Below are 26,162 nucleotides of genomic sequence, written 5' to 3'. Positions count from 1 at the left end.
TTTTTTATTAACCCACTTCTGCTGTTTCGAACTGGCTGTTGTAAAGACCAGCATAAACTCCGCCTTTTTCAAGAAGCTCATTATGAGTACCTTGCTCAACAATATCTCCATGCTGCATAACAAGTATTAAGTCAGCGTCACGAATGGTTGATAGACGGTGAGCAATTATGAAGCTTGTTCTATTCTTCATAAGATTATTCATAGCCTTTTGAATCTGAACTTCTGTACGAGTATCAACAGAGCTTGTAGCTTCATCCAAAATTAATATCTTAGGATTTGCCAGTATTGCTCTTGCTATAGTTATAAGCTGCTTCTGACCTTGTGACACATTAGAAGCTTCCTCATTTAGCACCATATTGTATCCATCTGGAAGATTGTGAACGAAGCTATCTACATGAGCGGCCCTAGCTGCTGCTTTCACTTCTTCATCTGTAGCATCAAGTCTTCCGTATCTTATATTCTCCATGATAGTTCCATTGTAAACCCAAGTATCCTGAAGAACCATACCAAACATTGAACGTAAATCATTACGAGTGAAATCTCTTATATCATGACCATCTACAAGTATAGCACCTGAGTTTACATCATAGAATCTCATCAGTAGCTTAATCATAGTTGTTTTGCCGGCACCAGTAGGTCCAACGATAGCAACTCTCTGACCTGGCTTAACCTTAGAAGAGAAGTCATTAACGATAATCTTATCTGGATTATATCCAAAGTGAACATCCTTAAATTCAACGCTTCCTTCAACATTTTCAAGCTTTGTAGGTTTATCTGTTTCAGCAACTTCTTCAGCTTCATCTAAGAATTCAAACACACGCTCTGCTGAAGCTGCTGTCTGCTGAAGTATATTTGAAATATTTGCAATCTGTGCAATTGGCTGAGTAAACTGACGAACATATTGTATGAAAGCCTGAATATCGCCCACAGTTATGCTTCCATTGGAAGCCAGGTATCCTCCAAGTATACATACTGCAACATATCCTAAATTACCTACAAAATTCATAAGAGGCATCATGATACTTGTTAAGAACTGAGATTTCCAAGCTGCTCCGTATAGCTGATTATTTAGTTTGTCAAACTTTTCAATACTTTCTTTTTCACCATTGAAAGCCTTAACAACTACATGTCCACCATACATTTCTTCTACATGACCATTTACATTTCCAAGGAAATCCTGCTGCTGCTTAAAGTACTTTTGTGACTTCTTAACAATGAACATTATAAGTCCCATAGATATAGGAATTATGAAAAGAGCCACGATAGTCATCTGCCAGCTTATAGTAAACATCATTATAAGTACGCCTACTACAGTAGTAACTGAGGTAATTATTTGCCCTAAGCTTTGGTTAAGGGTCTGGCTTAATGTATCTACATCGTTAGTAACACGAGATAACACTTCACCGTGATTTGTACCATCAAAGTATTTAAGAGGCATTCTATTTATCTTCTCTGAAATCTGCTTTCTGAAATCATAGCTCACCTTCATGGACACATTTGACATTATCCATCCTTGGATATATCCGAACAATGCACTTAGCACATATAATGCTATTAGAATCAACATTATTTGGCCGATGTAATCAAAATCTATATTACCTTTGCCTGTTAGCTTAGCTACGATACCTTCTGTAAGCTTAGTAGTCGCATGACCCAATATCTTAGGACCAGCCACGTTAAAGGCTGAACTTGCTATTGCAAATATAAATACTACAATTATGGAAATTTTATAAGCGCTTAAGTACTTTATAAGTTTTCCCATGGTTTCCTTAAAATTACGAGCTTTCTGTCCGGGCATCATTGCCATTGGTCCGCCGCCAGGACGTTGCCCTTGCCTTCTTGAGCCATGTGATTTTTTTTCCTCACTCATGCTAATTCCTCCTTTGAAAGCTGTGATAATGCTATTTCCTGATAAGTTTCACAGTTTTTCATAAGCTCCTCATGAGTTCCTATTCCAACCATCTTACCTTCATCAAGAACTATTATCTGTTCAGCATTTTTAATAGTTGATATACGCTGCGCAACAATTATCATTGTGCTTGAACCAGTCTTAGCCTTTAAAGCCTTTCTAAGAGCTGAATCTGTTTTAAAGTCAAGAGCGGAGAAGCTATCATCAAATATATATATTGCTGCCTTCTTAACAAGGGCACGAGCAATTGATAATCTTTGCTTCTGACCACCGGATACATTGGTTCCACCCTGAGAGATCTCTGTCTTAAAGCCTTCTGGTTTTTCGCCTATAAATTCCATAGCCTGAGCAATATCAGATGCTTCCTTTAATTCTTCTTCAGTTGCATTTTCCTTAGCGTATCTTAAATTTGACTCTATGGTACCGCTGAATAAAGAACCCTTTTGAGGAATATAACCAATTTTATCTCTTAAATCACTCTGTGAAACTTCTCTTACATCTATGCCATCTACAAGAATTTGTCCGCCAGTTACATCATAGAATCTTGGTATTAAATTGATAAGAGTGCTTTTACCCGCTCCTGTAGAACCTATTATAGCGGTCGTCTTGCCTGGCTCTGCAGTGAAGCTTATGTTCTTCAGCATATCCTCTTCAGCACCATGATACCTGAAGGATACATCTTTAAATTCTATTAAGCCTCTGCTTGCTCCAGTGAACTTCTTAGCACTCTTTGGATCCTTAATTGCTGGATCTGTCTCTAAAACTTCAGAGATACGCTGTGCAGCAACGGAAGCTCTTGGAAGCATTATAAACATGAAGGACATCATTAAGAAAGCAAATATTATCTGCATGCCATACTGCATGAAGGCCATCATATCTCCAACCTGCATCTTTGAATCTGCAATCTGATGAGCACCTACCCATACTATAAGAAGAGTAATTCCATTCATTATAAGCATCATGAATGGGAATAGAACTACCATAACACGGTTTACAAATAAATTTGTATCTGTAAGATCCTTATTTGCCTTATCAAAACGAGCTTCTTCAAACTTCTGAGTATTGAAGGCTCTTATTACCATCATACCAGATAGATTTTCACGGGTTACAAGGTTAAGTCTATCTATAAGTTTTTGTATAATCTTGAATTTAGGAAGTGCTACTGCAAATACTGATCCTATTAAACCTAACAATGCTATAACTGCCACAGCTATTATCCATGACATGGAAGTACTCTTTGACATAGCTCTTATTACACCGCCAACACCTAAAATAGGTGCATAGAATATCATTCTTATCATGATAACCATCAGCATCTGTATCTGAGTAATATCATTAGTGGTTCTCGTTATAAGTGAAGCTGTAGAGAATTTATCTAATTCTGTATAGGAGAAGCTTTCTACCTTTGAAAATACATTCTTACGCAAATTCCTTGAAAGTCCTGCTGCTGCTCTTGAAGCTAATAGACCAACCAATACAACGCATAATGCACTTATCAAGGAGACTCCAAGCATCTTAGCACCAGCAATGGCAATGTAGTTATTCTTAATCTTGTCAGTGTTCATGCCTAAGGCTTTGTATTCAGCTTTCACTGAAGATGATGCAGCCTGAACAATTAGGTTAGTATCTGTTATTGTATTACTTGTACTTGCACTCTTCATTAAATCTAGTCTCTTATCTGTAGGCATCTTTGCCAAAAGTGCAAATAAATCTGTCTTTGCAGGCATCTTTTGTCCTTGTATTTCAATGACTCCATTCTTAGCATTAGCCTGCATTTGCTGAATACCAGTTATAGTCATAAGTGATTTTCCTATCAATGGATTCAATTTATCAATTTCTGAGGAATCCACATCTTTTAATACATAAACTGATTCCTTTGAAAGATTTGGATACTTTTTAACATCTTTATCATAGTCTGAGCTTGATTTATCTACGAGAGTATAATCGCTTAACACCTTAGTTTTATCACTATCGCTCATAAATAAAGTCACTTTATCCATTTGGGACTGTCTTATGGCTTCTGGTACAGCATTAACAATTCCTCCCTGCTGTATACCCTTATTTACTATGTCTGACATATAATCTGGTAAAGATAAGTCACACATGGCCTGAATAAATAAAAGTACAAGGGATGCAAGAATTAGCCCTAAAAATGGCTTTAAATATTTTGCCAACTTAAACATCGTCACATTCACTCCTTATCAATTTTTGTCTTTCTAATACATTTTCTAAAGTCCTTAGTCCTTTTCTGATTGATTCAACTTCCTCAGGAGTTGCTTCTTTCATTAGTTCTTCGTACTTAGCTTCTATTTTTTTAAAATGATTTTCAGCGTTTTTTTTGAACTCAGGGGTTACATTTACATATACCACCCTTCTGTCTTCCTTGCTTCTAGTCCTCTCTACCAAGCCCTGATTCTCTAATCTATCAATAATTCCTGATACAGTGCTATTACTCAATTGAAGCTTTTCGCTTAACTCACTGATTTTCATTTTATTAAAATGCAGTAATATACCTATTAGCATACCTTGTGGTCCAGTCATATTTATATCTTTAAATTCCTGGTCCATAGAACGCTTTATTGATTGCATTATTCTTTTCATCGATTTAATCAAGGTTATACTGCTATCGACTTCCTCCACAGATTTTTCTCTCCCTCCTAAATATTTTCAATGTAAACATTTCGCTAGTAAATATTTATTGTATAAATATTTCGTGTGCAAAATATATTCTACTATTTTATTAAGGAGTTTAAAACCCCTATTTTAGACAATTTCAGCTAAACACACCTCATGTAATCATTTTTATTTCTTGTTATCTTATAATTCCTTTTGATTTGATAAAAATTAAAGCCTTGCATGTTTATTATCTGCAAGACTTTAGTTTATAATTACTTTTTTATATTTTCTAATATATTTTTTATCTTATCTACATATACTTTATCTAAATTTTCAGCACAATCATTAAGATTAGCCGTGCTTGATACTTTATCTATATTCATACCTACGAGCCTTTTATCCAGCCTTTCTAATGTAAATCTATAATCTTCATCACTGTTAGAACCTGCAAAGTCGCCTAAATCTATCTTATTCCCATCCTTAAGCTCAATAACATAATAAAAATCACCTTTTGAATGTGAAGAAATAAAGCTAGACTTTCTTCCGTAGATTCCAGTATCTATTTTAACAATATCATTATAGGAATAGGTCTTTCCTTGTGGAGCTAAAAATCGGTAATCTATTATTTTATCCTGGGTTATTACTGATATATCAAAAATAGAAGCATATAGAATCACTAGGTTAATAATTATAAAAGAGCCCAAAATTTTCTTATGCTTCATTAAAATCTCCAATCTTGCATTCATTTGATTTCTGAAGCTTTTATTAAATATACAAAAAGATAAAGCTATAAAATATATCTCATAAATAAATATTAAATTTCTATTAGGATCTTTATAAACACTCATAATATATTCTTTTGGTTCCAACATTAATTGCTGAATAAGAGATATCAGCAAAGCAAAAATTAAAAATCCTAAAATAGCAGTAACTATTGAAATAATAAATAAAATTATAGTTTTTAATACTTTCATACATTTTCTCCAATATTCTATATAATTACTGCTAAATAGCATCAAAAAAGCTTATTTGGTCGCTTTCAGGAAGTCCCTTTAAGCATCCAAAGCTTCTTAACAAATCTATAGCCGCGTTTCCTATCTTTGCACTCTTTCTAACATCATCAATGGAAAGGAAGGTTTTTTCCTGTGCAGCCTTGTATATACCTTCAGCTGCTACATTTCCCATGCCGGCTATACTGTTTAAAGGAGGTCTTAAGCCGTCCTCTTCCACTATAAATCTAGTAGCATGGGACTTATACAAATCAATAGGTAAAAACTTAAAGCCTCTCTCATACATCTCCAAAACTATTTCTAAGTCATCATACATATCCTTATCCTTGGGAGCTGCCTGATTTCCCATCATTTCTATTTCTTTCATTTTCATTTTGACCTTTTCTTTTCCGAAGATCATAAATTCACTGTCAAAGGCCTTTGCTCTTATGGAAAAGTAAGCTGCATAATAAGCTTTAGGGATATGAACCTTAAACCAGGCTATTCTAAAGGCCATCATAACATAAGCAGCCGCATGGGCTTTTGGGAACATGTATTTTATCTTTTTGCAAGAGTCTATGTACCATTCAGGAACTCCGTTCTCTCTCATAAGCGCCTCATACTCTGGCCACTTACCATCTTTCAGAGCCTTACCTTTACGAACTGTTTCCATTATCTTAAAGGATGTATTAGGCGGCAGTCCCTTCTTGATAAGATAAATCATTATATCATCTCTTGTACATACTGCTTCACTAAGTGTAACTATACCAGCATCAATCAAGTCCTTAGCATTTCCAAGCCACACATCAGTACCATGGGAAAGTCCTGAAAGACATATTAAATCTGAAAAAGTCTTAGGCATTGTATCTAGAAGCATGCCTCTTACGAACTTAGTTCCAAACTCAGGGATTCCAAAGGTTCCTACCTTTGAATTTATCTGCTCAGGGGTTACTCCAAGAGCCTCTGTGGAAGAGAATAGAGACATTGTCTCCTTATCATCCATTGGTATACTTTGAGGATCTATACCAGTTATATCCTGAAGCATTCTTATAACCGTTGGATCGTCGTGCCCAAGTATATCAAGCTTTAATAGATTTTGGTCTATGGAGTGGTAGTCAAAATGCGTAGTTATGATATCTGAGGTAGGATCATCTGCTGGATGCTGTACTGGACAAAATTCAAAAATCTCCCTTCCCTTTGGCACAACTATAATTCCTCCTGGATGTTGCCCTGTAGTTCTTTTGATTCCTGTACATCCCTTGGAAATTCTCATTATTTCTGCCTTGTTCACAGTTATATCTTTTTCCTCAAAATACTTTTTTACATAGCCAAAAGCTGTTTTTTCTGCTATAGTTCCTATGGTTCCAGCTTTGAAGGTAGTGCCCTTTCCAAAGATAACCTCGGTATATCTATGAGCCTTTGCCTGATATTCTCCAGAGAAATTTAAGTCTATATCCGGCTCCTTATCTCCATTGAAACCCAAGAAGGTTTCAAAAGGTATATCTATGCCATCTTTTGTTAACTTCTCTCCACATTTTGGACAAGTTTTATCTGGCAAGTCAAAACCGTTTTTAACTCCATAGTCAGTAAAGTCTGAGTACTTGCACTTATGGCATCTATAGTGAGGAGGAAGTGAATTTACCTCCGTTATACCCGTCATATTAGCCACGAAGGAGGAACCTACAGATCCTCTGGAACCAACCAGATATCCATCTTCATTAGATTTCCAAACCAGCTTCTGAGCTATGATATACATTACTGAGAAACCGTTTTTTATAATGGAATCCAACTCCTTATCAAGCCTTTGCTGAACTATCTCAGGAAGAGGATCACCATAGAGCTCATGGGCCTTTTCATAAGCAATATCCTTAATGGTCTGTTCGCAGCCATCTATGTGAGGAGGGCATTTCTCTGGTGAAATGGGACTAATTCTCTGGCACATATCCGATATAAGATTAGTATTTGTAACTACTACCTCATAAGCTTTTTCTTCTCCCAAATAGGAGAATTCTTTAAGCATCTCTTCAGTGGTTTTCAAATATAGCGGTGCCTGATTATCCGCGTCTTTAAAGCCCTGTCCCGCCTCAAGTATACGCCTGTAGATTTCATCCTCGGGATCCATAAAGTGGACATCTCCTGTGGCTACTATAGGTTTATTTAATTTTTCTCCTAAGGCAACAATCTTTCTATTTATCTCCTTCAGGTATTCCTTATCAGGTACCTGTTCTGTCCTTACTAAGTAATCATTATTCCCCAAAGGCTGTATTTCTAGATAATCATATTCCTCTGCAATAGCTTCGATTTCATCATCAGATTTTCCTAAAAGTATGGACTGATAAAGCTCTCCTTCGCTGCAGGCACTTCCTAGGATTAAGCCCTCAGAATATTTCTTGAATACGCTTTTAAGTATACGAGGCTTTTTATAAAAATAGTCTAAATGAGAGTAAGATACAAGCTTATATAGATTCTTTAATCCTACATAATCCTTTGCCAGTATTATGGCATGATAAGTCTTAAGCTTCTTATACTCTTCCTTCTTAGCTTCCTCATCGGAGCCATAGGTATCTATCTCCTCCAAAGTCTCTGCGCCTCTATCCTTTAACATCTGAAGCATTACATTAAATACCTTAACAGTAGTGTCTACATCATCTAAAGCTCTGTGAGCTACCTCCACCTTTATACCAAGATTTTTAGCTATTCTCCCTAATTTATAAGTTTTATAGTCAGGAAAGACTTCCTTTGCTAAAGATAAGGTATCCACATATGTAAAATCAAAATCATAGCCTAATACTTTTGCATTATGTTTTAAAAATCCAACATCAAATTCTGCATTATGTGCAACTAAAACGCTGTCCTTAATGAACTCTAGGAGTTTAGGGAATACCTGGTCTATGGTTTCTGCATCCTTTACCATATCATCCGTTATGTTAGTAACCTCTACAACTCTTAAAGGAATTGGCTTTTCAGGATTTACAAAACAGCTGAATTCCTCTATTACTTTTCCATCCTTAACCTTCATAGCTCCTATTTCTGTAATTTTCTCAGTTACGGCAGAAAAGCCTGTAGTTTCTAAGTCTAGCACGCAGTAGGTAGTATCTATGCTCTGACCCTTAGCGTTAGTCACAGATGGCTTTTTATCTGGAGCAAGATAGGCCTCCACTCCATAGATTATTTTCATATCCTGATTATCTCTTCCTAAAAGCTTATGGGCTTCCGGGAAGGACTGCACTACTCCGTGATCTGTCAGGGCTATGGACTTCATACCCCAGCTCATTGCTCTCTTTATCAAATCTGTAGCACTGCTCATAGCATCCATCTGACTCATTTGTGTATGCATATGAAGCTCCACTCTCTTCAGGTCTGCCTTATCCTGCCTTTTAGTTTTCTTTATGCCTTCTGTTTCTACTATGGTATTGGCTATAAGCTCAACCTCCTGAGAAAACTTACTGTAGCCTGCATTTCCCGAAAGTTTAACTCCATTAGCTTTTTTAAGTCTTGATAATACTTCCTCTCCTTCGCCAGGTTTGCAGAAAGTCTTACAGGTCATTGAGCTTGAACCGTCATATAAATCAAAGGATATTAGAGTTTTACCGCTCTTTAATTCCTTCGCCTCCATATTTGATATCTCACCTTCCAAGGCAATCCTACCTTCATCTGGCGTAATTTCAATTATCTTTATCACAGGCTCCTTGATATTAGCATTTCTGCCCGCTATAAGGAATGGATTAGAAATCTTCCTACCCTCTGTTTCCTGTGTCATGGGACTCTTTTCAGCAGCTATGCTTGGTGCCTTAGGAGCATAGTTCTGTTTAGGTGCACTAACCTCTTGTTTGATAAACTGCATTTCGCTGGCACGCTGACTTTCTTCAAATTTCAGTAATTCCTCAGCGCTTACATCATCAATAAAATTTATTTTATATTCTGAGCCATAAAGATTTTTTATAGCCTTATGTATTTTTTTATCATACTTCATAGCCTTTAAAAAGCCTGTTGCGGCAATCTTAAAATTAAAGTTTATAGTATTGCCGGATACCTGATATTCACAATTATTCGCCAAAACTGATTTCAGCGCAGGATACTTATCTGCCACTAGGAAGGTTATATTCTCAAGCTCATCTTCAATAGGCTTTTTATCTGTACCTTCAGCATACCTTACTGCAATCACTGAATCCTGCAAGGAAAATCTCTTCCTTATGAACTTATTAAGGTATTCAAATTCTTTTATATCGATGTATTTATCAGAGCTTATCTGCATCTCAAGAGTTTTATCTTTTTTGCTTAGCACCACCCCTTCTACCATGGCAGTGCTTATATTTCCCTCTGATTTATAATCACCAAAAACTTCATTTATTCTCTTCATGGTATTTTTACCCTTCTCCCAAAAGTTTTCGCATGTTACTATTATATAAGATGGACTTACCTTTTGTCATATAGAAAAAAGAGGTATAAAAGCACTTCTTTTTTAGAAAGCACCCCTATAGCTCTTTAAATTTATTTCGCAATTAAAAATTCATTTATATTATTAAATTTAATCTTGTTATAAAGTCTTGAATATAGTCTTTGAATTTTTCTCTATAATTTTTATCAATCATAGTTATAGAAATCTTACTATCATCTATAATCAAGTTTGCTCCCTTAATCTCAATAGATTTGATATCATTCAGATACACTTTTACTGACTTTTCCCATATATTATGCACATAAATACAATTATCAGTTAATAAGAACCCATCTTTGCCATTTGAATTTACTGTATTGTCATAAACTAAGATTGGCTTTTCTTCTTCAGAAATATGTGCATAAATATCAATTGCTACTTGTATTTTTTTGTTAGCAAGAGAGTTTTCATTATATACATATAAATAATTTTTAATTTTAGTTTCCTTCATATTGGCCACAACGTTATGTATATAATTAAGCACTCCTTCTGCTGAATTATCCTCAAAAAATTCTTCTACACTTTGCTGAGTTTTTGCTCTGCTTAAATTTTTCTGCTCTTCTAAAGAATATGCCACCATATTATAATTACGAGAATACTTGCCCAGAAACAAAACAACCTCTAGAAAGTCCCGTACATCTTCTCTAGTTTTATTATTTGTAGTTATTATTGAAAGTTTTTTATCATTTATAAATACATAATCTTTAACTAATTTAACCGTCTCTAAATTCTTAATGCTTATACTCCAAGCTGTTTGGAGGGAATTATGAACATATATTTTTTTATCTGTAATTATAAATCCAGTTTTACCACTTCCGAAGGTAGTTGAATCATAAAAAGCTATTACATTTTCATCTCTAATACTAGCATAAGTTTTCATTGCGATTGATAGCTTGTCTTTTGTTTTGGGGTTGGTATAAGGATCTATTAAATGTATGTTTTTCTTAATATATATATCTTGTATGGAATTATAAGCTTTGATTATAATTTCATATAAATTATCTGGCATGTTAGCTCTAATAGCTGCATATATAGGATTTTTCATTAAGCTTTTATCTAAATCCTTTACTGGTATGTCAAACATTAAATCTAATTCTTCATCTTCTAAAGGCATAGCCGCTTGAGATTCATCTACGATATCTTTTTCTACTATATCTTTGTCAGTATCTATAGGTTCTTTTTCATTTTCATTAATAGCAACATCCTCCACCTTTGTTCCGCAATTCATGCAAAACTTTGCATTATCCGGAAGCTTAGTTCCACAATTAATACACCACATTTCCATCCACCCTTGTTCATATAGTATAATATATATTATATATTAACATTTGTGTAGATTTCTAGCTTTCATTATTAAAAACTTTATACCATGGTTGAACTATTACCTAATTTGATTGTTCTTCAATTTCTTTTAACTCATTTGAAAGTTCTTTATGAAGCAGCAGCAGCTGCTCAATTTCCTCATCAGAAAGCTTTTCCAGCGCCTTAAGCATGGCAATATACGATTTAGGGGTCTCCGCAGATTTTTTAGAAATTTCTTTGCCAGCACTAGTAATTATTAAATTAATTTCTCTCCTATCAGCCTCTGATACTTTTCTCTCGATAAGTCCCAGCTTAACAAGTTCCTCCACCACAACACTAGCAGCGCTTTTAGGAACGATAAGTTTTTCTGTTATACCCTTAAGCGTTATTAACGGAGAGGAATAAATTGTATTTAAAATACCTAATTGCTGTAATGTTAACCCTAGACTTTCTGCATTCTGCTGAGTAAATTTAGCTAAAGTTTTGCTTATGCTCATAAAGGATTGAACAACCTCAGCTGCTTGTTTTGCTTTTGGCTCATTATAGTCCATAAAGGGACCTCCTTTAATTTAGTTCATTTATAAACAGTTTTATTACGAACTATATTAAGCCACTGATAATTAACTGTCAATATAGTATTGATAAAAGCTTAAATTATATTTTTAGCTTTAAAATTCATCCATAGCTTAATTCCCATTAAGGCTGCTAATACCTCTGAAGCTGTTAATGACCATATGAGTCCTTGAAAAATACCTATAAATAATCCAGAGATACTGGTAAATAGCGAAGAAAACAGCATTGCCATAAATATGAAAACCCCAATATTAATAACCTTCACATCTCTTGTAAACATATGAAAAACTTGAACCCTGAAAATCATCAATATAGAGGAAACTAATATCACCAAAATTGCAATATAAAAAGCCGTATGCCTGATTATGTCTAACATTCTCTTTGAATTTTTAGCTGCGTAGGAATAAGCTATAAGCGGCACTACTCCTAAAAATAAGTAAAAAACAGCCTTTCTGAATAAGCCTATTCAGTCTTGGCTATCTTAGGAAGGTTCCATTTATAGTAAGCCGCTAATATTCTTATGATTATAACTAATGCCATTCCCAGTATCATAGAAAAAGTTTTTCCTGCAGTGTGCCATGTAAAAGCACAAATTATTCCTCCAACAATGCAAGCTGAGGCATACACATGCTTTACAAAGACATAAGGGGTGTTCCCAGCCATCATGTCCCTTAGTATGCCTCCGCCAACTCCAGTAACGACTCCTACGAATACCGATATGAAAATGCCGCAATTATTTATTGTACTAAAAGCAACATCCATACCAACTACAGTAAAAATTCCTAGTCCAATAGTATCAAATATGAATAATATTCTTTCATAAAATATGCTTTCTTCCTTAGAGGCTCTTTCCCTGCCATAATATATAACAGCAAAAGTGATTATTGAACTAAATATTGATATAAGAGCATAAGAAGGATCTAAAAAAGTTTTTGGCGGCCTTACTCCTAAGATCAAATCTCTTATAACTCCTCCACCTATAGCTGTTGTCATCCCAAGGATTATTACCCCAAGGATGTCCATATTTTTCTTTATCCCTGTCATGGCACCAGATACTGCAAAAGCAATAGTGCCAATTATCTCTAATGCAAAAACAAATAAACTCATGTCAGACTCCTTAAATGATTTATACTATTTGATTAACACTTTGTCCATTAATTTGAAATTCTAATAAGCTTTTAACACCGCAGCGAACCATGCTCTTTACTGCCTCATCCGTATAAAAAGCCATATGCTGAGTAAGTATTACATTGGGGAACTGTCTTAAATACGCCATTTCTCGATTCTTAATTATATGAGTTCTTCTATCCTGATGATAAATTCCCTCTTCATTTTCAAATACATCCAGCCCCAGTGCTCCTATTTTCTCCTCTTCTATTCCTTCTATAATATCTTGGATATTCATAAGCTCACCACGAGCACAGTTAATCAAAACTACTCCTCTTTTCATTTTTTCTATAGCTGCTTTATTTATGATTCTATAGGTGCTATCTAATAATGGTGTATGAAGAGTGATAACATCGCATTCTTTATAAAGCGTTTCCAAATCTACATAGGTTGCAAGCTTTTTAACCTCTTCATTTTGATAGAGGTCATAAGCAAGAATTTTGCAGCCAAAGCCCGTTAAATTCTGAATTACAGTCTTTCCGATTTTCCCTGTTCCCATAACCCCTATGGTTAAATGTCTCATCTCTCTTCCCTGAAGGCCTTCCAAGGAATAATCATTTACCTGACCTCTCCAAAGCGCAGGCTTATAATTACGCAAAGTCATGAGAATCAGCATGATAGTATAATCCGCTACACCATTGGGAGCGTAACTTGCGTTGCTAACTCTAAGTCCTAGCTCCTTGGCTGCTTCAATATCTATATGATTAAACCCAATAGATCGGGTAGATATATATTTTATTCCCATAGCTTTTAGCTGCTGAAGCATATCTCTATCTAAAATGCTGTGTCCTAAGGTTGTAACGCCATCACATCCATTAGCAAAAGATATGGTCACTGAATTTAAGGCTTCCTTAGTTGTTACAATCTCTACCTTTAATTCGTCTGCTGCCTTATAAAACTCTTTTATCTCGTCTTCTCTCATTTCATACACTGCTATTTTCATAATATTACACTCATCCTCTTCAAATGAATTTTGTGCTGCCATCAATCACTAATATAATAAATATTAAAATATTCTCAGCAGTATTTCAATGATTTTATCAAATGAAGGAACTATGTTTTAAAAATTTTATAACCTCTTTTTCTATAGCTTTAAACTCAAGCTTAGCTATTTCCTGAATACTATAAGTTTCATTTAGCTTTTTAATTAATTCCGCTCCTAAAAAGTACCCTGCATCGCTTATTCCTATAACCTTAAACCAATCTCCAAAAAAGTTTTTTGTACCTTCTTTTTCATCACTCAAAGCTTTTAGATACAAGTTCTTAAGCTTATATTGATTCTCATTGCATATTTTTATCCATTCTTCTCCTCTGGAATCTATACTGTCTCCAGTGAGCTTTTGTTGATAATACTGAGCGAAACCTTCTTCATAAATCCTCCATATGCCCTTGTTATAGTTATTTGCTTCCACTGCTGTTAGTTCATCTTCTCCTCTTATTTCAAAATGTATAACATGGCAAAGTTCATGGGCAATCAAAGGTTTTATTTTTTCTTCAGTATGCCATCCTAATTCAGCAATCTTATCTATACCCAATAATATAGCTCTATTTCCATTATAGGTATCCACCCAACCAGCGCTGTTACATAACCCGCAATATAAAACTATGTAAAGGCTTGGCTCAATTTCAAACACCTGATGAACCTTATGATTTATGTCCTTGAGACTCCTATTTATATTATTGTAGGCCTCTAGCATTTTATTAAAATCAGCTTTAATCCTGTTAAATACCATATTAACAGCTATATCTCTCCAGGAATAACCACAGTTTTCATAATCATTTTTGCACTTTGCTTCAAGTTCTTGATACTTAATCATATATTTCTTTTCCCACAAGTCAATTTTCTCATCTATAGGGGCATCTAGCTTATCTCTAAAACAATCTCTATAATCTAAAAACGTATCAATAATTTCTATCATTTTTTCCACCTCTTTATAAAAAATTATAACATATATGTTAGAATCTACTCAAAAAAAACAAAACATAGATTTAATTTTTGGCATGTATAGCTAAAACTCAGCATAAAATATATTACTACTTTATATGAGGTAAAATGCAATGATAGAAATTTTTTTATCTTATAGCAGAACGGATAAAAATACAGTAGATGCCACTATTGATAAACTGAATTTATCAGCCTCCAAATATAAACTTTGGTATTATAATCCCATTTCTAAAATGTCCATGGAAGAAATACTTGAAAAATTGTCAGCTACAGATTTATTCATTCTGATAGCTTCTGATAACTCTTTAAACAGCCCCTATGTGCAAAAAGAACTAGACAAAGCTATCAACCTCACTCAGGAAGGCATAATAAAAGGTATTTATCCTATTTTAATTGATAATAAGATTAATGTAGAAGTTGATAATAGAATTCCTGGTTGCATAAAAAGCCACTTTTGCAGGGCAGCTTCGCCAGCAAAAGCAGCTAAAATAATTGAAGAAATAACAAATAAATATTGATATATGGAGGTATTAGGATGAAGGACAGTAACAAATATACTGCAGAAGAATATTTGGAAGAGACTTATAATTATTATGATACAAAGGCTGTTTCAAACAAGAGATGGTATACTACCCTGGTTATAATTGATACGGTTATATCAGCCTTCATACCTTTCGCTACTTTATTCATGGATAGCTTTTCCTCTATTAAATATATAATTGCATTTATGGGTTCTATCGCCACCATTTTATCTACTTTAAAGGCTACCTTTGCATTTCAAAAAAACTGGGTAGGCTTTCGAACTACCTCAGAAATATTAAAATTTCATAGATACCTTTATAAGACCAAATCTTCTCCCTATGATGAAGATAACCGTGACCACATCCTCATATCCAATATTCATTCAATTATTGAGACAGAAAATAAAAATTGGAGATCCCTTTTACTTAATAATCCAAAAGTATCTAAGAGTTCATGATAATAAAAATATCATTGATTTGCTAAAGTATAAGTTCTTAAGAAGATTTCCTTTTTGCAAGGATACCTTTCTCCATCAACTCCGGTTATTATATAATCCCCATCATTAATATAATGTTTTCCTTCAAGGGTTACGATAAACGGAATCTTATTTGGGCTAATTGGACTTACATAGGTATCCGTATTCAATCCAGCTTTTATTGCAGATTCAATTTCATCGAAACCATCCTCTAAGCCGAATTTATACTCTTCGGCTTCAATTGCTATTGCTTTCTTAATATATTTTGACATAACAACAGTCACCTCAGATATATTATTGCACATTTATAGGCTTTTTAAACAAATTAAGCATTATCCCCTGGTACATAATATGCAATATAGTCCAGCAATGTTATTTTTCCACATGAATTATGCCCTGCTCTATAGCTACTGCAACAGCTCTTGACCTTGAATCCACATTAAGCTTTCCATAAATGCTGGTTAAATGTGCCTTCACTGTCCTCTCGGAAACTCCCATGTCAAAGGCTATTTCCTTGCTGGTGCAGCCTCTTGCAATAGCTTGAAGAACAAATAATTCTCTTTCCGTGATTCCAAAATCTATGGAATTATTATCAGAACTATCTTGGGGCTTATTCTCGTTTTTTATCCCAAAAAGAGTATTGGTGATGGCAGGCTGAAGCAGCACTTCTCCTCTTATGGCAGATTCTACTGTCCTAATCAGCTCCTCACGGGTAGTATCTTTAAGCAAATATCCTTTAGCCCCTAAGAAAAGTGCTTCTCTGATTAAGCTGTCTTCATTAAAGGTAGTTAAAATAATTATAGGTACTGCAGAGCCTCTTTCCTTTAAGGCTTTTATCACTTCTAAGCCATTCATTTTAGGCATTTTTAAATCAAGCAGTATCACATCTGGTTTTAATTGGCCCAAAAGAAGTAAAGCTTTTTCCCCGCTTTCCGCCTCATCTATTACTTCAAAACTTTCCTCAGTTTCGAAAATTAATTTTAATCCTTCTCTAACCACTAAATGGTCATCTACGATAAACACCTTTTTCTTATTCATCTTTATCATATATTCCTTTCTCAATTGGTATGCTGATATTTATATTGGTACCAGCCTTTTTTATGCTGCTTATGTTAATTTTTCCGTGAATTGCCTTAACCCGTTCAGTTATGCCAACTATGCCATAATGACCTAGCAGCTTATCTAAAAGCTTTACATCAAAGCCTATGCCGTCATCTACAATATTTATATTGATTTGATTGTTTTCTTCTGAAATCTTAAGCTTTGCATGTGTTGCCTTCGAATGTTTTGCTATATTAGTTAAACCCTCTCTAATGATATATAGCATATGCTTACCCGTATTTAAAGAAAGCTTTGCCTGAATGTTTATGCTTGAATCCAGAGAAATATCTGACAAAGCCTTAAATTGCATTACTTCCTTTTCCACTGCCCTTTGAAAATTGATTTCTGAGCTTGCCTTAAATCTCAAATCCTCTATAACAAGTCTAGAGTCCGCCAAGGTTTTTCTTGCATGCTCCATGGACTTTTTTGCAATCTCCTGAGCCCTTTTTACGTTATTATTGTTCAAATTTGCATTTATAGCATCCAGCTGCATTATTATTCCCGCTATGCCTTGTGATAAAGTATCGTGAAGATCCCTTGCAACTCTCTGTCTTTCATTAATTAAAGTAAGCTCTTCCACCTTTTCATAGGCCAGCTCTAATTCCTTCAGAAGCTTTTTACTTTGCAAATGCAGCTTTACCTGTTTAATGAAAAAACCCGCATAGGCACGCACTGCAATAGTTATTATTACAAGTATGGGCAGCTTAGCAATCAGCTCTCGAGTACCATCAAACCATATAATTGTACCGCAGAATATAATATAAAATGAAACTGAGGTGATTATTACCTTCATAGCATCATAGTAGACTATCATGCTTTGAAAAACCATAAGAGGAATTAGTCCAATAAATATAGCCTCATAGCCCTTAGGCATTATAACAGCACAATCAAAAATAATTATTCCCTGTAGCGTAAAATAGAGCCAATATTTATTTTTAAACCATCTATTAGAAAAAATATATAGCAAGGTATGAAGAAGCATAAATATAGTAAAAAGTATATAAGAATGTACTCCTAAACCATAGACTTTTTGGACAAATATTGTGGCTACATAAATTAAAACAATGCCTAAAAGCATAGGCTTTTTTGTCATATTTACTTCTTCATTTTCTATAGAAAAAATCTCTTTAAACCTATTTTTCAAAGCTGTCACCTGCCTTTCTATGAATTATGACACATACTAATATAATACTTAAAAAGCTATAACATTTAAAGTTTTTCCATGTTATAGCTTTTTATTTCTTAATACATTTTTGATTATGCTATGTTTTCTTCCTTAGCTAAAGCTTCTCCTTCTATATCAAACTTAGGCAGAAGTCTATCCAGCCATTTTGGCATATACCAGGCACTCTTTCCAAACAGTGTCATAACTGCTGGTACAAAGGTCATCCTAACAACAAAGGCATCAAATAAAACACCGAAGGCCATAGGAATTCCCATAGATTTAATATTCACGTCTACCTGAGAGGCAAAGCTTGCAAAAACCACCGTCATTATTAATCCAGCTGCAGCTACCACAACTCCACTGCTCTTAATACCAGAAGTAACCGCCTCTCTTGCATTACCTGTTCTGCTGAAATGCTCCCTCATACGGCTTACTAAAAACACTTCGTAATCCATAGCCAATCCAAATAAAATTCCTATAACTATGATAGGTATGAAGCATAATATTGGTCCCGGCTTTGCTATTCCTAATAAATCGCTGAAATTACCTTTTTGCAGGGTTAAAACATCAAAGCCTATAGTTGCTACTAAAGTCATCAAGAAGCCTAAAACCGCTTTAATTGGTACTAGTATAGATCTGAAAACTAATACCATTAGAACAAAAGCAAGTCCTAATACAACAATAGCAAAGGTAGGAATTGCATCTGACAGCTTGCTGGCAGTATCTATGTTAACAGCAGTTCTTCCTGTTACCATCAGCTTAACCTTGTAATTTTTTTCTGTATCCTTACTTTTTTCACGGATAGCATTAACCAGATCCTTAGTTTCTTTATCATTAGGGCCTGTGGTTGGAGTCAGAGAAAGCATTGCTATTTTTCCATCCTTGCTTGGAATCACTGGTGAAAGGTTAGCTATTCCAGGTAAGCTCTTAATCTCATTTGCTGTGGCCTGAAGATTCTGCATAGCGTTATCCCCAGAGCCTGATACCTGCTCCACTATTACTAGAGATCCATTAACTCCTGCTCCAAAGCCTTCAGATAATAAATCATAGCCTGTTCTTTCCACAGAGTTCTTAGGCAGCATGCCATTATCAGGAAGCCCTAGCTCCATATCCGGTGCAGAATAACCAAGCAAAACTGTGAGCAATATAACACTAATAATCATAATTATTGGATGCTTAATTACCAGCCTTCCCCAGAAGTTTGAATTTGAAACTTTGAGATTATTTTTTTCCTTAACTTCATTTTTATTTTTCTTCCTGGGCTGTATATGACGCCCTGCAAGTCTTATAACTGCTGGCACCGCAGTAAGGGAAACCATAACTACTATGAGCACCATAAAGGCTGCAACCTTTCCCATGACTCCTAAGAAGGGAACCCCCACTAAGGATAGTCCGCATAAAGCTATGATAACTGTTACTCCTGCAAACAAAACTGCGCTGCCTGCTGTTCCCATAGCTATGGCTGCTGCTTCCTTCATGTCATAGCCTTCAGAAAGATTTTGACGATATCTAGAGATTATAAACAAAGCATAATCAATACCTACCGCAAGACCTACCATGGAAGCTAGAGATAATGAGAAAGAAGACATATCTACCACATTGGTTCCTGCCATGATTGCCATTAAGCCTGCCATAAGTCCGATAAGAGCTGTTATTATAGGAAGTCCTGCTGCTAAAAAGGAGCCAAGAGTAAAAACAAGAATAACAAAGGCGGTAATAATACTTACAAGCTCAGAGTTTCCGCCAATTTCGGTTTGTGAGAAGCTGACACTTCCGCCCACACCTGTTTCAAGACCTGCAGCATTAGCTATTTTAAGCCCTTCCAATACTTTATCTTTAGATTCCTTAGTAACCTTATCCGATTCCTCCTTATAGGTTATATCAGCATAGGCAATTTTATTGTTCTTGCTAATGGTCTTAGAAGTATATGGACTGGTTACAGCCTTAACCTCTGAATCTTCCTTTTGAATTTTTTCAAGAGTATTATTTATTGCAGTCTTTACTGAATCGTCCTCTACGGTTTTGCCGTCCTGAACTTTAAAAATAACTCTTACGCTGCCATAATCTTTAGTTTGTCCAAAGGCATCTTTTAATAAGTTCCCAGCATTTTCAGATTCTGTGCCAGGAATAGTCATATCCCCTTTAAAATTAATACCATAATTCAAAGTTAACCCTACTGCAACTGCTATGATCATCATCCAAAATAAAATAATTCTTTTAGGTCTCTTATAGCACCAAGCCCCAAGTTTATATAGTAATCTTGCCATTAGTTTTCCTCCTTAATGATAAATAAAATGTTTAATCTTCCGCAGCCGGCTATATATTTATCATATATGGAAGAGCTATTAGCTAACAATTGTACCTTGGGGAAAAAGTCTCTGTACCTTTAGGCAGTAGAAAATTGCTGCATAACAATTTATCATTTTATTATGCAGCAATTTATTAAGCTTAAAATTTATGCATTCTTTTCCTCTAGATCAGTATCCTCTTTGCTTTCCTTGCTTGCTTGTGTAAGCCTCTTTATAACAGCAGGAAGAGCAATCATAGCTGGAAGAAATACAGGCAGCAGTATAAAGCAAAGTACTATAAGTCCTGTAATTACCGCTACAGCTAGCTCTGCTAGAAGCACCAAGCCTGAAGGCATAAGGGTTGCAAAGGTACCTCCAAGGATTATAACTGCAGACATTACCACACCGCCTATATGCTTTGAAGCCAAAACTATTGCTTCCTTACGTGACATATTAGGGTATTCCTTAAAGCGCATCATTAGGAATATGCTATAATCCACTCCCAGGGCTACTATTATTATGAAGGAGAAGAAGGGCACAAAGGAGGATATACCTTCTAGACCTTTAAGATTTAGGAATATAAAGTTTAACACAAACATAGCTGCATAGTATGCTCCCATAAGTGCTGCAGTTATTACCACAGGCTCCCATAAAGATCTTATAACTAGAAGTAGTACCAAAAGCACTCCTATGATTACTACAATGGTGGTTTTATTTAAATCTCTGCTAAGTACATTGTTCATATCGTTTGTAGTGGCACTTGGTCCTGATACCCCAAATTTAGCGTTTGAAAGCGCTGTGCCTTTTAGTCCGCTTGCAACAGTTTGGTTTATTTTATCCACGGTAGCCAAAGCCTTTTCTGAATATGGATCATTATCTAAAATGACCGTAAGCTTTGTAATTTTTCTGTCTGGAGACATAAAGTTATCAAATACCTTCTTGTAATCTGCACTTGTTAAAGCTTCCTTTGGCATAAAGAAGGTTTTATTTGTATTAAGCTGCATAAGAAAACCATTAGTTTGACCAAGTCCATCAGATATCTGCTTTAAGCCAGTGTTTACCTCTGATAGCTTTTGACCAAAGGTACTGAAGCCATTTAAGCCATCTACTAGCTGTTGCTGACCGGCTTTCATATCCCCTAGCCCCTTAGTTACACTATTCATATTGGTAACTATGGTTCCTATGCCTGAGGAGGCCTGGCTAAGGCCAGCTTCTAGCTGCTTGAGTCCAGCTGCCATCTGCGCTAAACCTGCACTCATAGCTTTAAGATTTTTATTTGCAGTATCAAAGCCAGAGGTTGTATCATTATAGCCTCGATTTAGCTTTTCTATTCCCTCAGGAGTAATTTGACTTAAAGCAGCTTCTAGTCCTTGCAGGGTTTGCTTTAATGCCTTATAATTATTATCATTTTGTGAGTTTGAATAACTTTCTCCTAAAGCCTTAACCATAGCGTCCATTTGTCCAAGTCCACTTTTTACTCCAAGAAGAGCCTGAGCTGCTCCTTGATAGTTTTTGCCCATTTCTGCATATCCAGCCTGCATTTTGCTGTAATTGTCAGATAAAATTCCTATTCCATTGCTCACGCTCTGAAGATTAGTCTGTATTGAGGCTATGCCACTCTCTATGGACTGCGAATTTGAGGAGTTATCCCCTAAACCAGCCTGTAGCTGCTGAAGTCCGTTAGTTAGGCCACTCATACCTTCCTGAAGCTTTCCAGTACCCTCCAACATTTGATTCACCTTAGAGAAATCTGCTGAGCCAAGCTTATCCTGCGCAAGCTTTAGTCCGTCATAAATTTGATTTACTCCCTCCTGGGTTTTAGAAAGTCCATCGGTTACAGACTTAGTCTGGTTGCTTATATAAAGTCCTTCTATCTGAGAGCCCTGTGGCTGAGTTGGTGATGCTACCTGCTTAACTCCTTGGATATTCTTAATTCTTTCAGTTAGGTTATCTATTATAGAAAGCTCTTCATTATTATCCATTGTCTTGTCAGCCTGTATGGCCACAGTAACTGGCATAGCTTGACCTTTGCCAAAATGCTGTGCTATAAGATTAAACCCCTTTGAGGAAGGCTGTGAATCTCCAAGCTCACCTATGGTATCAAAGTTAAGCTTTTGCTGATGAAAATAAATTGTTGGCGCTATTAGTGCCAATATAATGAGTACAGAAACAATAGGGTGTTTAGTAGCAAAGGTAGAGGTGTTTCCCCAGAACTTATTTGGTTTATGTCCTCCTATACTCTTAGAAGGCCAGAATAGCTTCTTTCCTAAAAGCTTCATCATAAAAGGAGTAAGCGTGAGTATCTCTAAAAGAAGTATTGCTACACCTATTACCACTACCACCCCTGACTGGTAGGTTGGGGATTCTGCAAACATAAGGCTTAAGAAGGCAATAAACACGGTTAATATACTGAAGGAAATAGTCTTCCCCGCTGTTTTATAGGTCTTTACTATAGCATCATCTACGAAATATCCATGAGCTAATTCCTCCTTAAATCTATTAAAGAGAAGAATGTTATAATCTGTTCCTATACCAAAAAGAATGAGTATAAGGAGCATCTGGGTAAGGCTTGTTACAGGAAAATTAGCCTTATCTATAAGCTGAGCTGCGATTCCCATGGAGCACATATAGGAAAAAGCCACGGCTACTAGGGATATAATTGGCGTAATCACCGACCTGAACATTATTACCAGCACCACAAGAATAAATATAACTGTAAGGGCAGCACTTTTCTCTACTCCTGACTCAGCCGCTCTTTGGTAGTCGTCGTTTATGAAGTCCTCTCCGCTGAAATAATGCTCTGCCTTTATATTTGTAAGCTTGCTGTCTAGCTGCTTCTTTATATCGGATACTTCCCTAGATTTTTTATCTAGCTTAAAGCTTACCATAAGGGTTGTACCATCTTTAGAAATTAAGGAAGCCTTTGCCTCAGGCATGCTGAAGGGGTCAATCATGTCATTTATGCCAAGCTCTGCCTTGCTGCCAGCAAGTGCCTTTACTCCATCCCCAATCTGCGTCATTTCTTCCTCTGAAATCTTATTTTTATCATAAAAAACTATGATGTCATTGGAACCCTTTGTGGTCTCCATCTTACTTACTATAGAATCTGCCACTACTGATGGACTGCTGTCACTTAAAACCTTTTGCCCTTTAATCCTTAGTATTGCATTAATGTCTGGCTGAAAAGCCGTAAGCAAAATTGTTGCTACAAGCCACAGCGCAAAGATTGCATATCTTCCTTTTATTATTTTTCTCATGTTTAATTCCTCCTATAAACACTAATTAAGCTACTTTTTTGATAAGCTTTCATTGATTCCAAGTGAATAAATAACTATGAATTTATCAAACACAACTTTTATTTTTTCTGTATCTTCGTATTGCTTAAGTATTATGCACATGCCCTCTACCAGAGTAGAGGCAAGCACATAAGTGATGGAGTCCTCTGCCTCCAAATATTCCTTAGCTATATTTTCTTTAAGCAAGTCATCTATAACCTCTATTAATTCCTCCTTAACATTGCTGTATTTTGATCCTTTGCTTTTGTTTAAAAGTATCTTTAGCTCATTGCCGTACTCCTCAAAAAGTCTAGGAAAAGTATTGTTAATCTTTTGGATATATTCAAGCACCTCAGCTTTTTTCATGTAGGAGCAGCTCTTTAATTCACTCTTGATATTGAGAATATACTCCATAAATTCACCATAAACAGGGGCTACTATGGCATCAAATAAAGCTTCCTTATTAGAAAAATACCTATAAATATTTCCGCTGGTTATGTGCGCTCTCTCTGCAATTTTTCTTATAGAACAATCCATATAACCATTTTCCTTGAACTCAAGCACTGCAGCCTTCAATATTTTGTCCTTCACTTCATCTTTTAAATACTGCATTAGTAATCACCCATTCATTTTTAAAAGTATATTTTGCACATTCACAAATATCTATATATTTATGGTACCTCCTAAGGCTAGCTGCAGCAATTGTACCTTCGGGCAAAAACATGTACTTTTGGGCAAAGGCATGTATTATTGTCTTTTGAGGAAAACAAAAAGAGCTACCAGCCTGGCAGCTCTTTAAATATGTTTGGTAAGCTTTCTTTAAACTTGTGAATTGGAACTTATATTTTCATCCTTAACTCCAAGTCCAAAAACTTCTTTCCTCTTTGATATGAACACTGCCATTAAAATAGGCAATATAAGCCCCAAAAGGACTGTGAAACTAAAACCGCTTGATATGATAGAATAAATAAAATCAATTATTGAAATGGCAAAGTAAGCATATACCCCTGCAGCTTTTTTCATTAAGATTAAAATAAGTGATGCTACTAATATAACTTCCAATAATAAGCTTATAGCAATAGCAGTATCCGATATTGACGGCATAGTGATTCCCATGCTCTTATACTGACTCTCAAGGAAGTCTTTACCTCCTAGCAGTATTAAATCTCCTAGAATCATAAAAAAAGCAACAATAAAATATAGTACGGATATGGTTTTAATTCCTCCGCCTACTCCTTGTGGTTTATTTTCTTCCATTATTCTCTCCCCCATTTATGTTAATATATAACATTATTATAATGTAATAAATGGTATAAATCAAATAATTTTGGAAATATTTAACTAGAACAAACTAAATACTTAATCTTAATGCCAGATATATCATTAAAGCTATAAGACGAACATATAGCACTTTTTTCTATAGGACTTCTTCCTTCAGCAGCTTTTCATAAGGTGTATTTTTCTCAATCATTTCAATAAACTTTGAAAGTGCACTAGTCATTAAAGAATCCTTACGCCTTATGAAATAGGTTCTTGTGATGCTATACTGAGCTGGTGCTGTAAAGGATTTAAGCAGACCCTTTTTCTCATATTCTTCAATAGTGGATTGGGGAACAAAAGAAGCCCCAAGATCAGCCATTACCCCTTCAATAATTGAATTTAAATTATTAAATTCCATATACCTTATATTTAAAACTCCTTTTGTTCTAAGCCAGTTTTCCAGCTGCGTTCTATTAGGGCATCCGGTGCTTGCCATTAAAAACGGTCTGGAATACAAGTCACTAACCTCCTTATACTCAGGGCTAGAAATAAGCACCAGATTTTCTTCAAATACGAGCTCTCTTTCAATATTTTCATTGCTAAAGGATAAGGATTTAACAAAAGCTCCATCCAGTTGAAAATGATTTACCTTGTAAATAAGTTCATCCGAGTCACTTGTAATAAGGGATAAATCAACTTTAGGATAAGCTTTATGGTACTGAGATAATATTTCAGGAAGACGGAGAGCAGATATAGTATGATTGGCTCCAATAGATAAGCTTCCTGAAGGATCACAATAATCATTTATAGCTTTATCCGCTTCATCCAGCAAATAAATAATTTTTTCCGCATAAGCCAGCAGCTTCTCACCTGTAGGAGTTAATACCATGCCTCTCTGCCTATAAAATAATTGAGTATTCAATTCACTTTCCAATTGGCGAATTCTTGCCGTAACATTTGATTGAACATAGCCTAAAGCTTGTGCAGCTTTTGTTATGCTTCCCGTTTGAGCTACAGCTCTGAAAATTCTCAATTCATTACTTTCCATCTCTTCACCTCTATATAAATCACTAAAAATGAATATTCATATCGTTTATAATCATTTTACATGATATATAATCTCTTGTAAACTATACA

Annotated in this window: 21 protein-coding genes; 2 read left to right on the top strand and 19 right to left on the bottom strand. The window is 35.3% G+C overall.

Annotated elements, in window-relative coordinates; translation table 11 throughout:
* Positions 1-7: 7 nt before the first annotated feature.
* The 11 genes from IAI10_RS14085 to IAI10_RS14035 form a co-directional block, all read right to left on the bottom strand.
* On the bottom strand, positions 8-1,870 hold the full coding sequence (locus IAI10_RS14085; RefSeq protein ID WP_315673921.1) for an ABC transporter ATP-binding protein: 1,863 nt from the start codon (positions 1,868-1,870) through the stop codon (positions 8-10).
* Positions 1,867-4,092 carry an ABC transporter ATP-binding protein gene (locus tag IAI10_RS14080; protein WP_315673920.1) on the bottom strand — a complete coding sequence of 742 codons (2,226 nt, stop codon included), beginning with the start codon at positions 4,090-4,092 and terminating at the stop codon, positions 1,867-1,869. The genes IAI10_RS14085 and IAI10_RS14080 overlap by 4 nt, the downstream gene beginning before the upstream one ends.
* Complete coding sequence (locus IAI10_RS14075) at positions 4,085-4,549, bottom strand: MarR family transcriptional regulator (protein ID WP_315673919.1); 465 nt, start codon at positions 4,547-4,549, stop codon at positions 4,085-4,087. The genes IAI10_RS14080 and IAI10_RS14075 overlap by 8 nt, the downstream gene beginning before the upstream one ends.
* A gap of 248 nt (positions 4,550-4,797) precedes the next feature.
* The gene (locus IAI10_RS14070) at positions 4,798-5,499 is read right to left on the bottom strand and encodes a hypothetical protein (protein WP_315673918.1); all 702 of its coding nucleotides are present in this window, start codon (positions 5,497-5,499) and stop codon (positions 4,798-4,800) included.
* Positions 5,500-5,530: 31 nt separating this feature from the next.
* Positions 5,531-9,874: a DNA polymerase III subunit alpha gene (polC, locus tag IAI10_RS14065; RefSeq protein WP_315673917.1), complete on the bottom strand. Its 4,344-nt coding sequence runs from the start codon at positions 9,872-9,874 to the stop codon at positions 5,531-5,533.
* A gap of 154 nt (positions 9,875-10,028) precedes the next feature.
* On the bottom strand, positions 10,029-11,231 hold the full coding sequence (locus IAI10_RS14060) for a zinc ribbon domain-containing protein (RefSeq protein WP_315673916.1): 1,203 nt from the start codon (positions 11,229-11,231) through the stop codon (positions 10,029-10,031).
* A gap of 106 nt (positions 11,232-11,337) precedes the next feature.
* Positions 11,338-11,805: a MarR family transcriptional regulator gene (locus tag IAI10_RS14055; RefSeq protein WP_315673915.1), complete on the bottom strand. Its 468-nt coding sequence runs from the start codon at positions 11,803-11,805 to the stop codon at positions 11,338-11,340.
* Positions 11,806-11,903: 98 nt separating this feature from the next.
* On the bottom strand, positions 11,904-12,293 hold the full coding sequence (locus IAI10_RS14050; protein ID WP_315673999.1) for an MATE family efflux transporter: 390 nt from the start codon (positions 12,291-12,293) through the stop codon (positions 11,904-11,906).
* The gene (locus IAI10_RS14045) at positions 12,290-12,934 is read right to left on the bottom strand and encodes a TRIC cation channel family protein (RefSeq protein ID WP_315673914.1); all 645 of its coding nucleotides are present in this window, start codon (positions 12,932-12,934) and stop codon (positions 12,290-12,292) included. Before IAI10_RS14045 ends, IAI10_RS14050 begins: the two co-directional genes overlap by 4 nt.
* A 19-nt stretch (positions 12,935-12,953) precedes the next feature.
* On the bottom strand, positions 12,954-13,937 hold the full coding sequence (locus tag IAI10_RS14040) for a D-isomer specific 2-hydroxyacid dehydrogenase family protein (protein ID WP_315673913.1): 984 nt from the start codon (positions 13,935-13,937) through the stop codon (positions 12,954-12,956).
* Between the two features lie 97 nt (positions 13,938-14,034).
* Complete coding sequence (locus IAI10_RS14035) at positions 14,035-14,913, bottom strand: hypothetical protein (protein WP_315673912.1); 879 nt, start codon at positions 14,911-14,913, stop codon at positions 14,035-14,037.
* A gap of 139 nt (positions 14,914-15,052) precedes the next feature.
* On the opposite strand from IAI10_RS14035, the gene IAI10_RS14030 reads away from it, so the two are divergent.
* Together IAI10_RS14030 and IAI10_RS14025 are read left to right on the top strand one after the other, a co-directional pair.
* The gene (locus IAI10_RS14030; RefSeq protein ID WP_315673911.1) at positions 15,053-15,457 is read left to right on the top strand and encodes a toll/interleukin-1 receptor domain-containing protein; all 405 of its coding nucleotides are present in this window, start codon (positions 15,053-15,055) and stop codon (positions 15,455-15,457) included.
* Between the two features lie 17 nt (positions 15,458-15,474).
* Positions 15,475-15,918: a DUF4231 domain-containing protein gene (locus IAI10_RS14025; RefSeq protein WP_315673910.1), complete on the top strand. Its 444-nt coding sequence runs from the start codon at positions 15,475-15,477 to the stop codon at positions 15,916-15,918.
* 11 nt (positions 15,919-15,929) lie between these two features.
* Here the strand turns inward: IAI10_RS14025 and IAI10_RS14020 are convergent, their stop codons facing one another.
* The 8 genes from IAI10_RS14020 to IAI10_RS13985 all read right to left on the bottom strand — a co-directional run bounded on the left by IAI10_RS14020 (position 15,930) and on the right by IAI10_RS13985 (position 26,073).
* Positions 15,930-16,208 carry a hypothetical protein gene (locus tag IAI10_RS14020; protein ID WP_315673909.1) on the bottom strand — a complete coding sequence of 93 codons (279 nt, stop codon included), beginning with the start codon at positions 16,206-16,208 and terminating at the stop codon, positions 15,930-15,932.
* A gap of 100 nt (positions 16,209-16,308) precedes the next feature.
* Positions 16,309-16,983 carry a response regulator transcription factor gene (locus IAI10_RS14015; RefSeq protein ID WP_315673908.1) on the bottom strand — a complete coding sequence of 225 codons (675 nt, stop codon included), beginning with the start codon at positions 16,981-16,983 and terminating at the stop codon, positions 16,309-16,311.
* Entirely contained in the window at positions 16,967-18,190 is a 1,224-nt protein-coding gene (locus IAI10_RS14010) for a sensor histidine kinase (protein WP_315673907.1), read from the bottom strand. The genes IAI10_RS14015 and IAI10_RS14010 overlap by 17 nt, the downstream gene beginning before the upstream one ends.
* Before the next feature lie 104 nt (positions 18,191-18,294).
* Positions 18,295-20,469 carry an MMPL family transporter gene (locus tag IAI10_RS14005; protein ID WP_315673906.1) on the bottom strand — a complete coding sequence of 725 codons (2,175 nt, stop codon included), beginning with the start codon at positions 20,467-20,469 and terminating at the stop codon, positions 18,295-18,297.
* A 188-nt stretch (positions 20,470-20,657) separates the two neighbouring features.
* A complete protein-coding gene (locus IAI10_RS14000; protein ID WP_315673905.1) occupies positions 20,658-23,747 on the bottom strand; it encodes an MMPL family transporter in 3,090 nt (1,029 codons plus the stop codon).
* Positions 23,748-23,777: 30 nt separating this feature from the next.
* Positions 23,778-24,377 (bottom strand): TetR/AcrR family transcriptional regulator, encoded by a 600-nt coding sequence (locus IAI10_RS13995; protein ID WP_315673904.1) that lies wholly within the window; start codon positions 24,375-24,377, stop codon positions 23,778-23,780.
* A gap of 207 nt (positions 24,378-24,584) precedes the next feature.
* Positions 24,585-25,022, bottom strand: a complete 438-nt coding sequence (locus IAI10_RS13990; protein WP_315673903.1) for a hypothetical protein — start codon at positions 25,020-25,022, stop codon at positions 24,585-24,587.
* Positions 25,023-25,182: 160 nt separating this feature from the next.
* Positions 25,183-26,073, bottom strand: a complete 891-nt coding sequence (locus IAI10_RS13985; protein ID WP_315673902.1) for a LysR family transcriptional regulator — start codon at positions 26,071-26,073, stop codon at positions 25,183-25,185.
* Positions 26,074-26,162: the final 89 nt, after the last annotated feature.

Origin of the sequence: Clostridium sp. 19966 (assembly GCF_032335695.1) — a bacterium.
In the GTDB taxonomy this organism is placed as follows: domain Bacteria; phylum Bacillota; class Clostridia; order Clostridiales; family Clostridiaceae; genus JACTOJ01.
The sequence above is the reverse complement of the archived record's forward strand: the minus strand, read 5'-3'. Positions and strand labels throughout refer to the sequence as shown.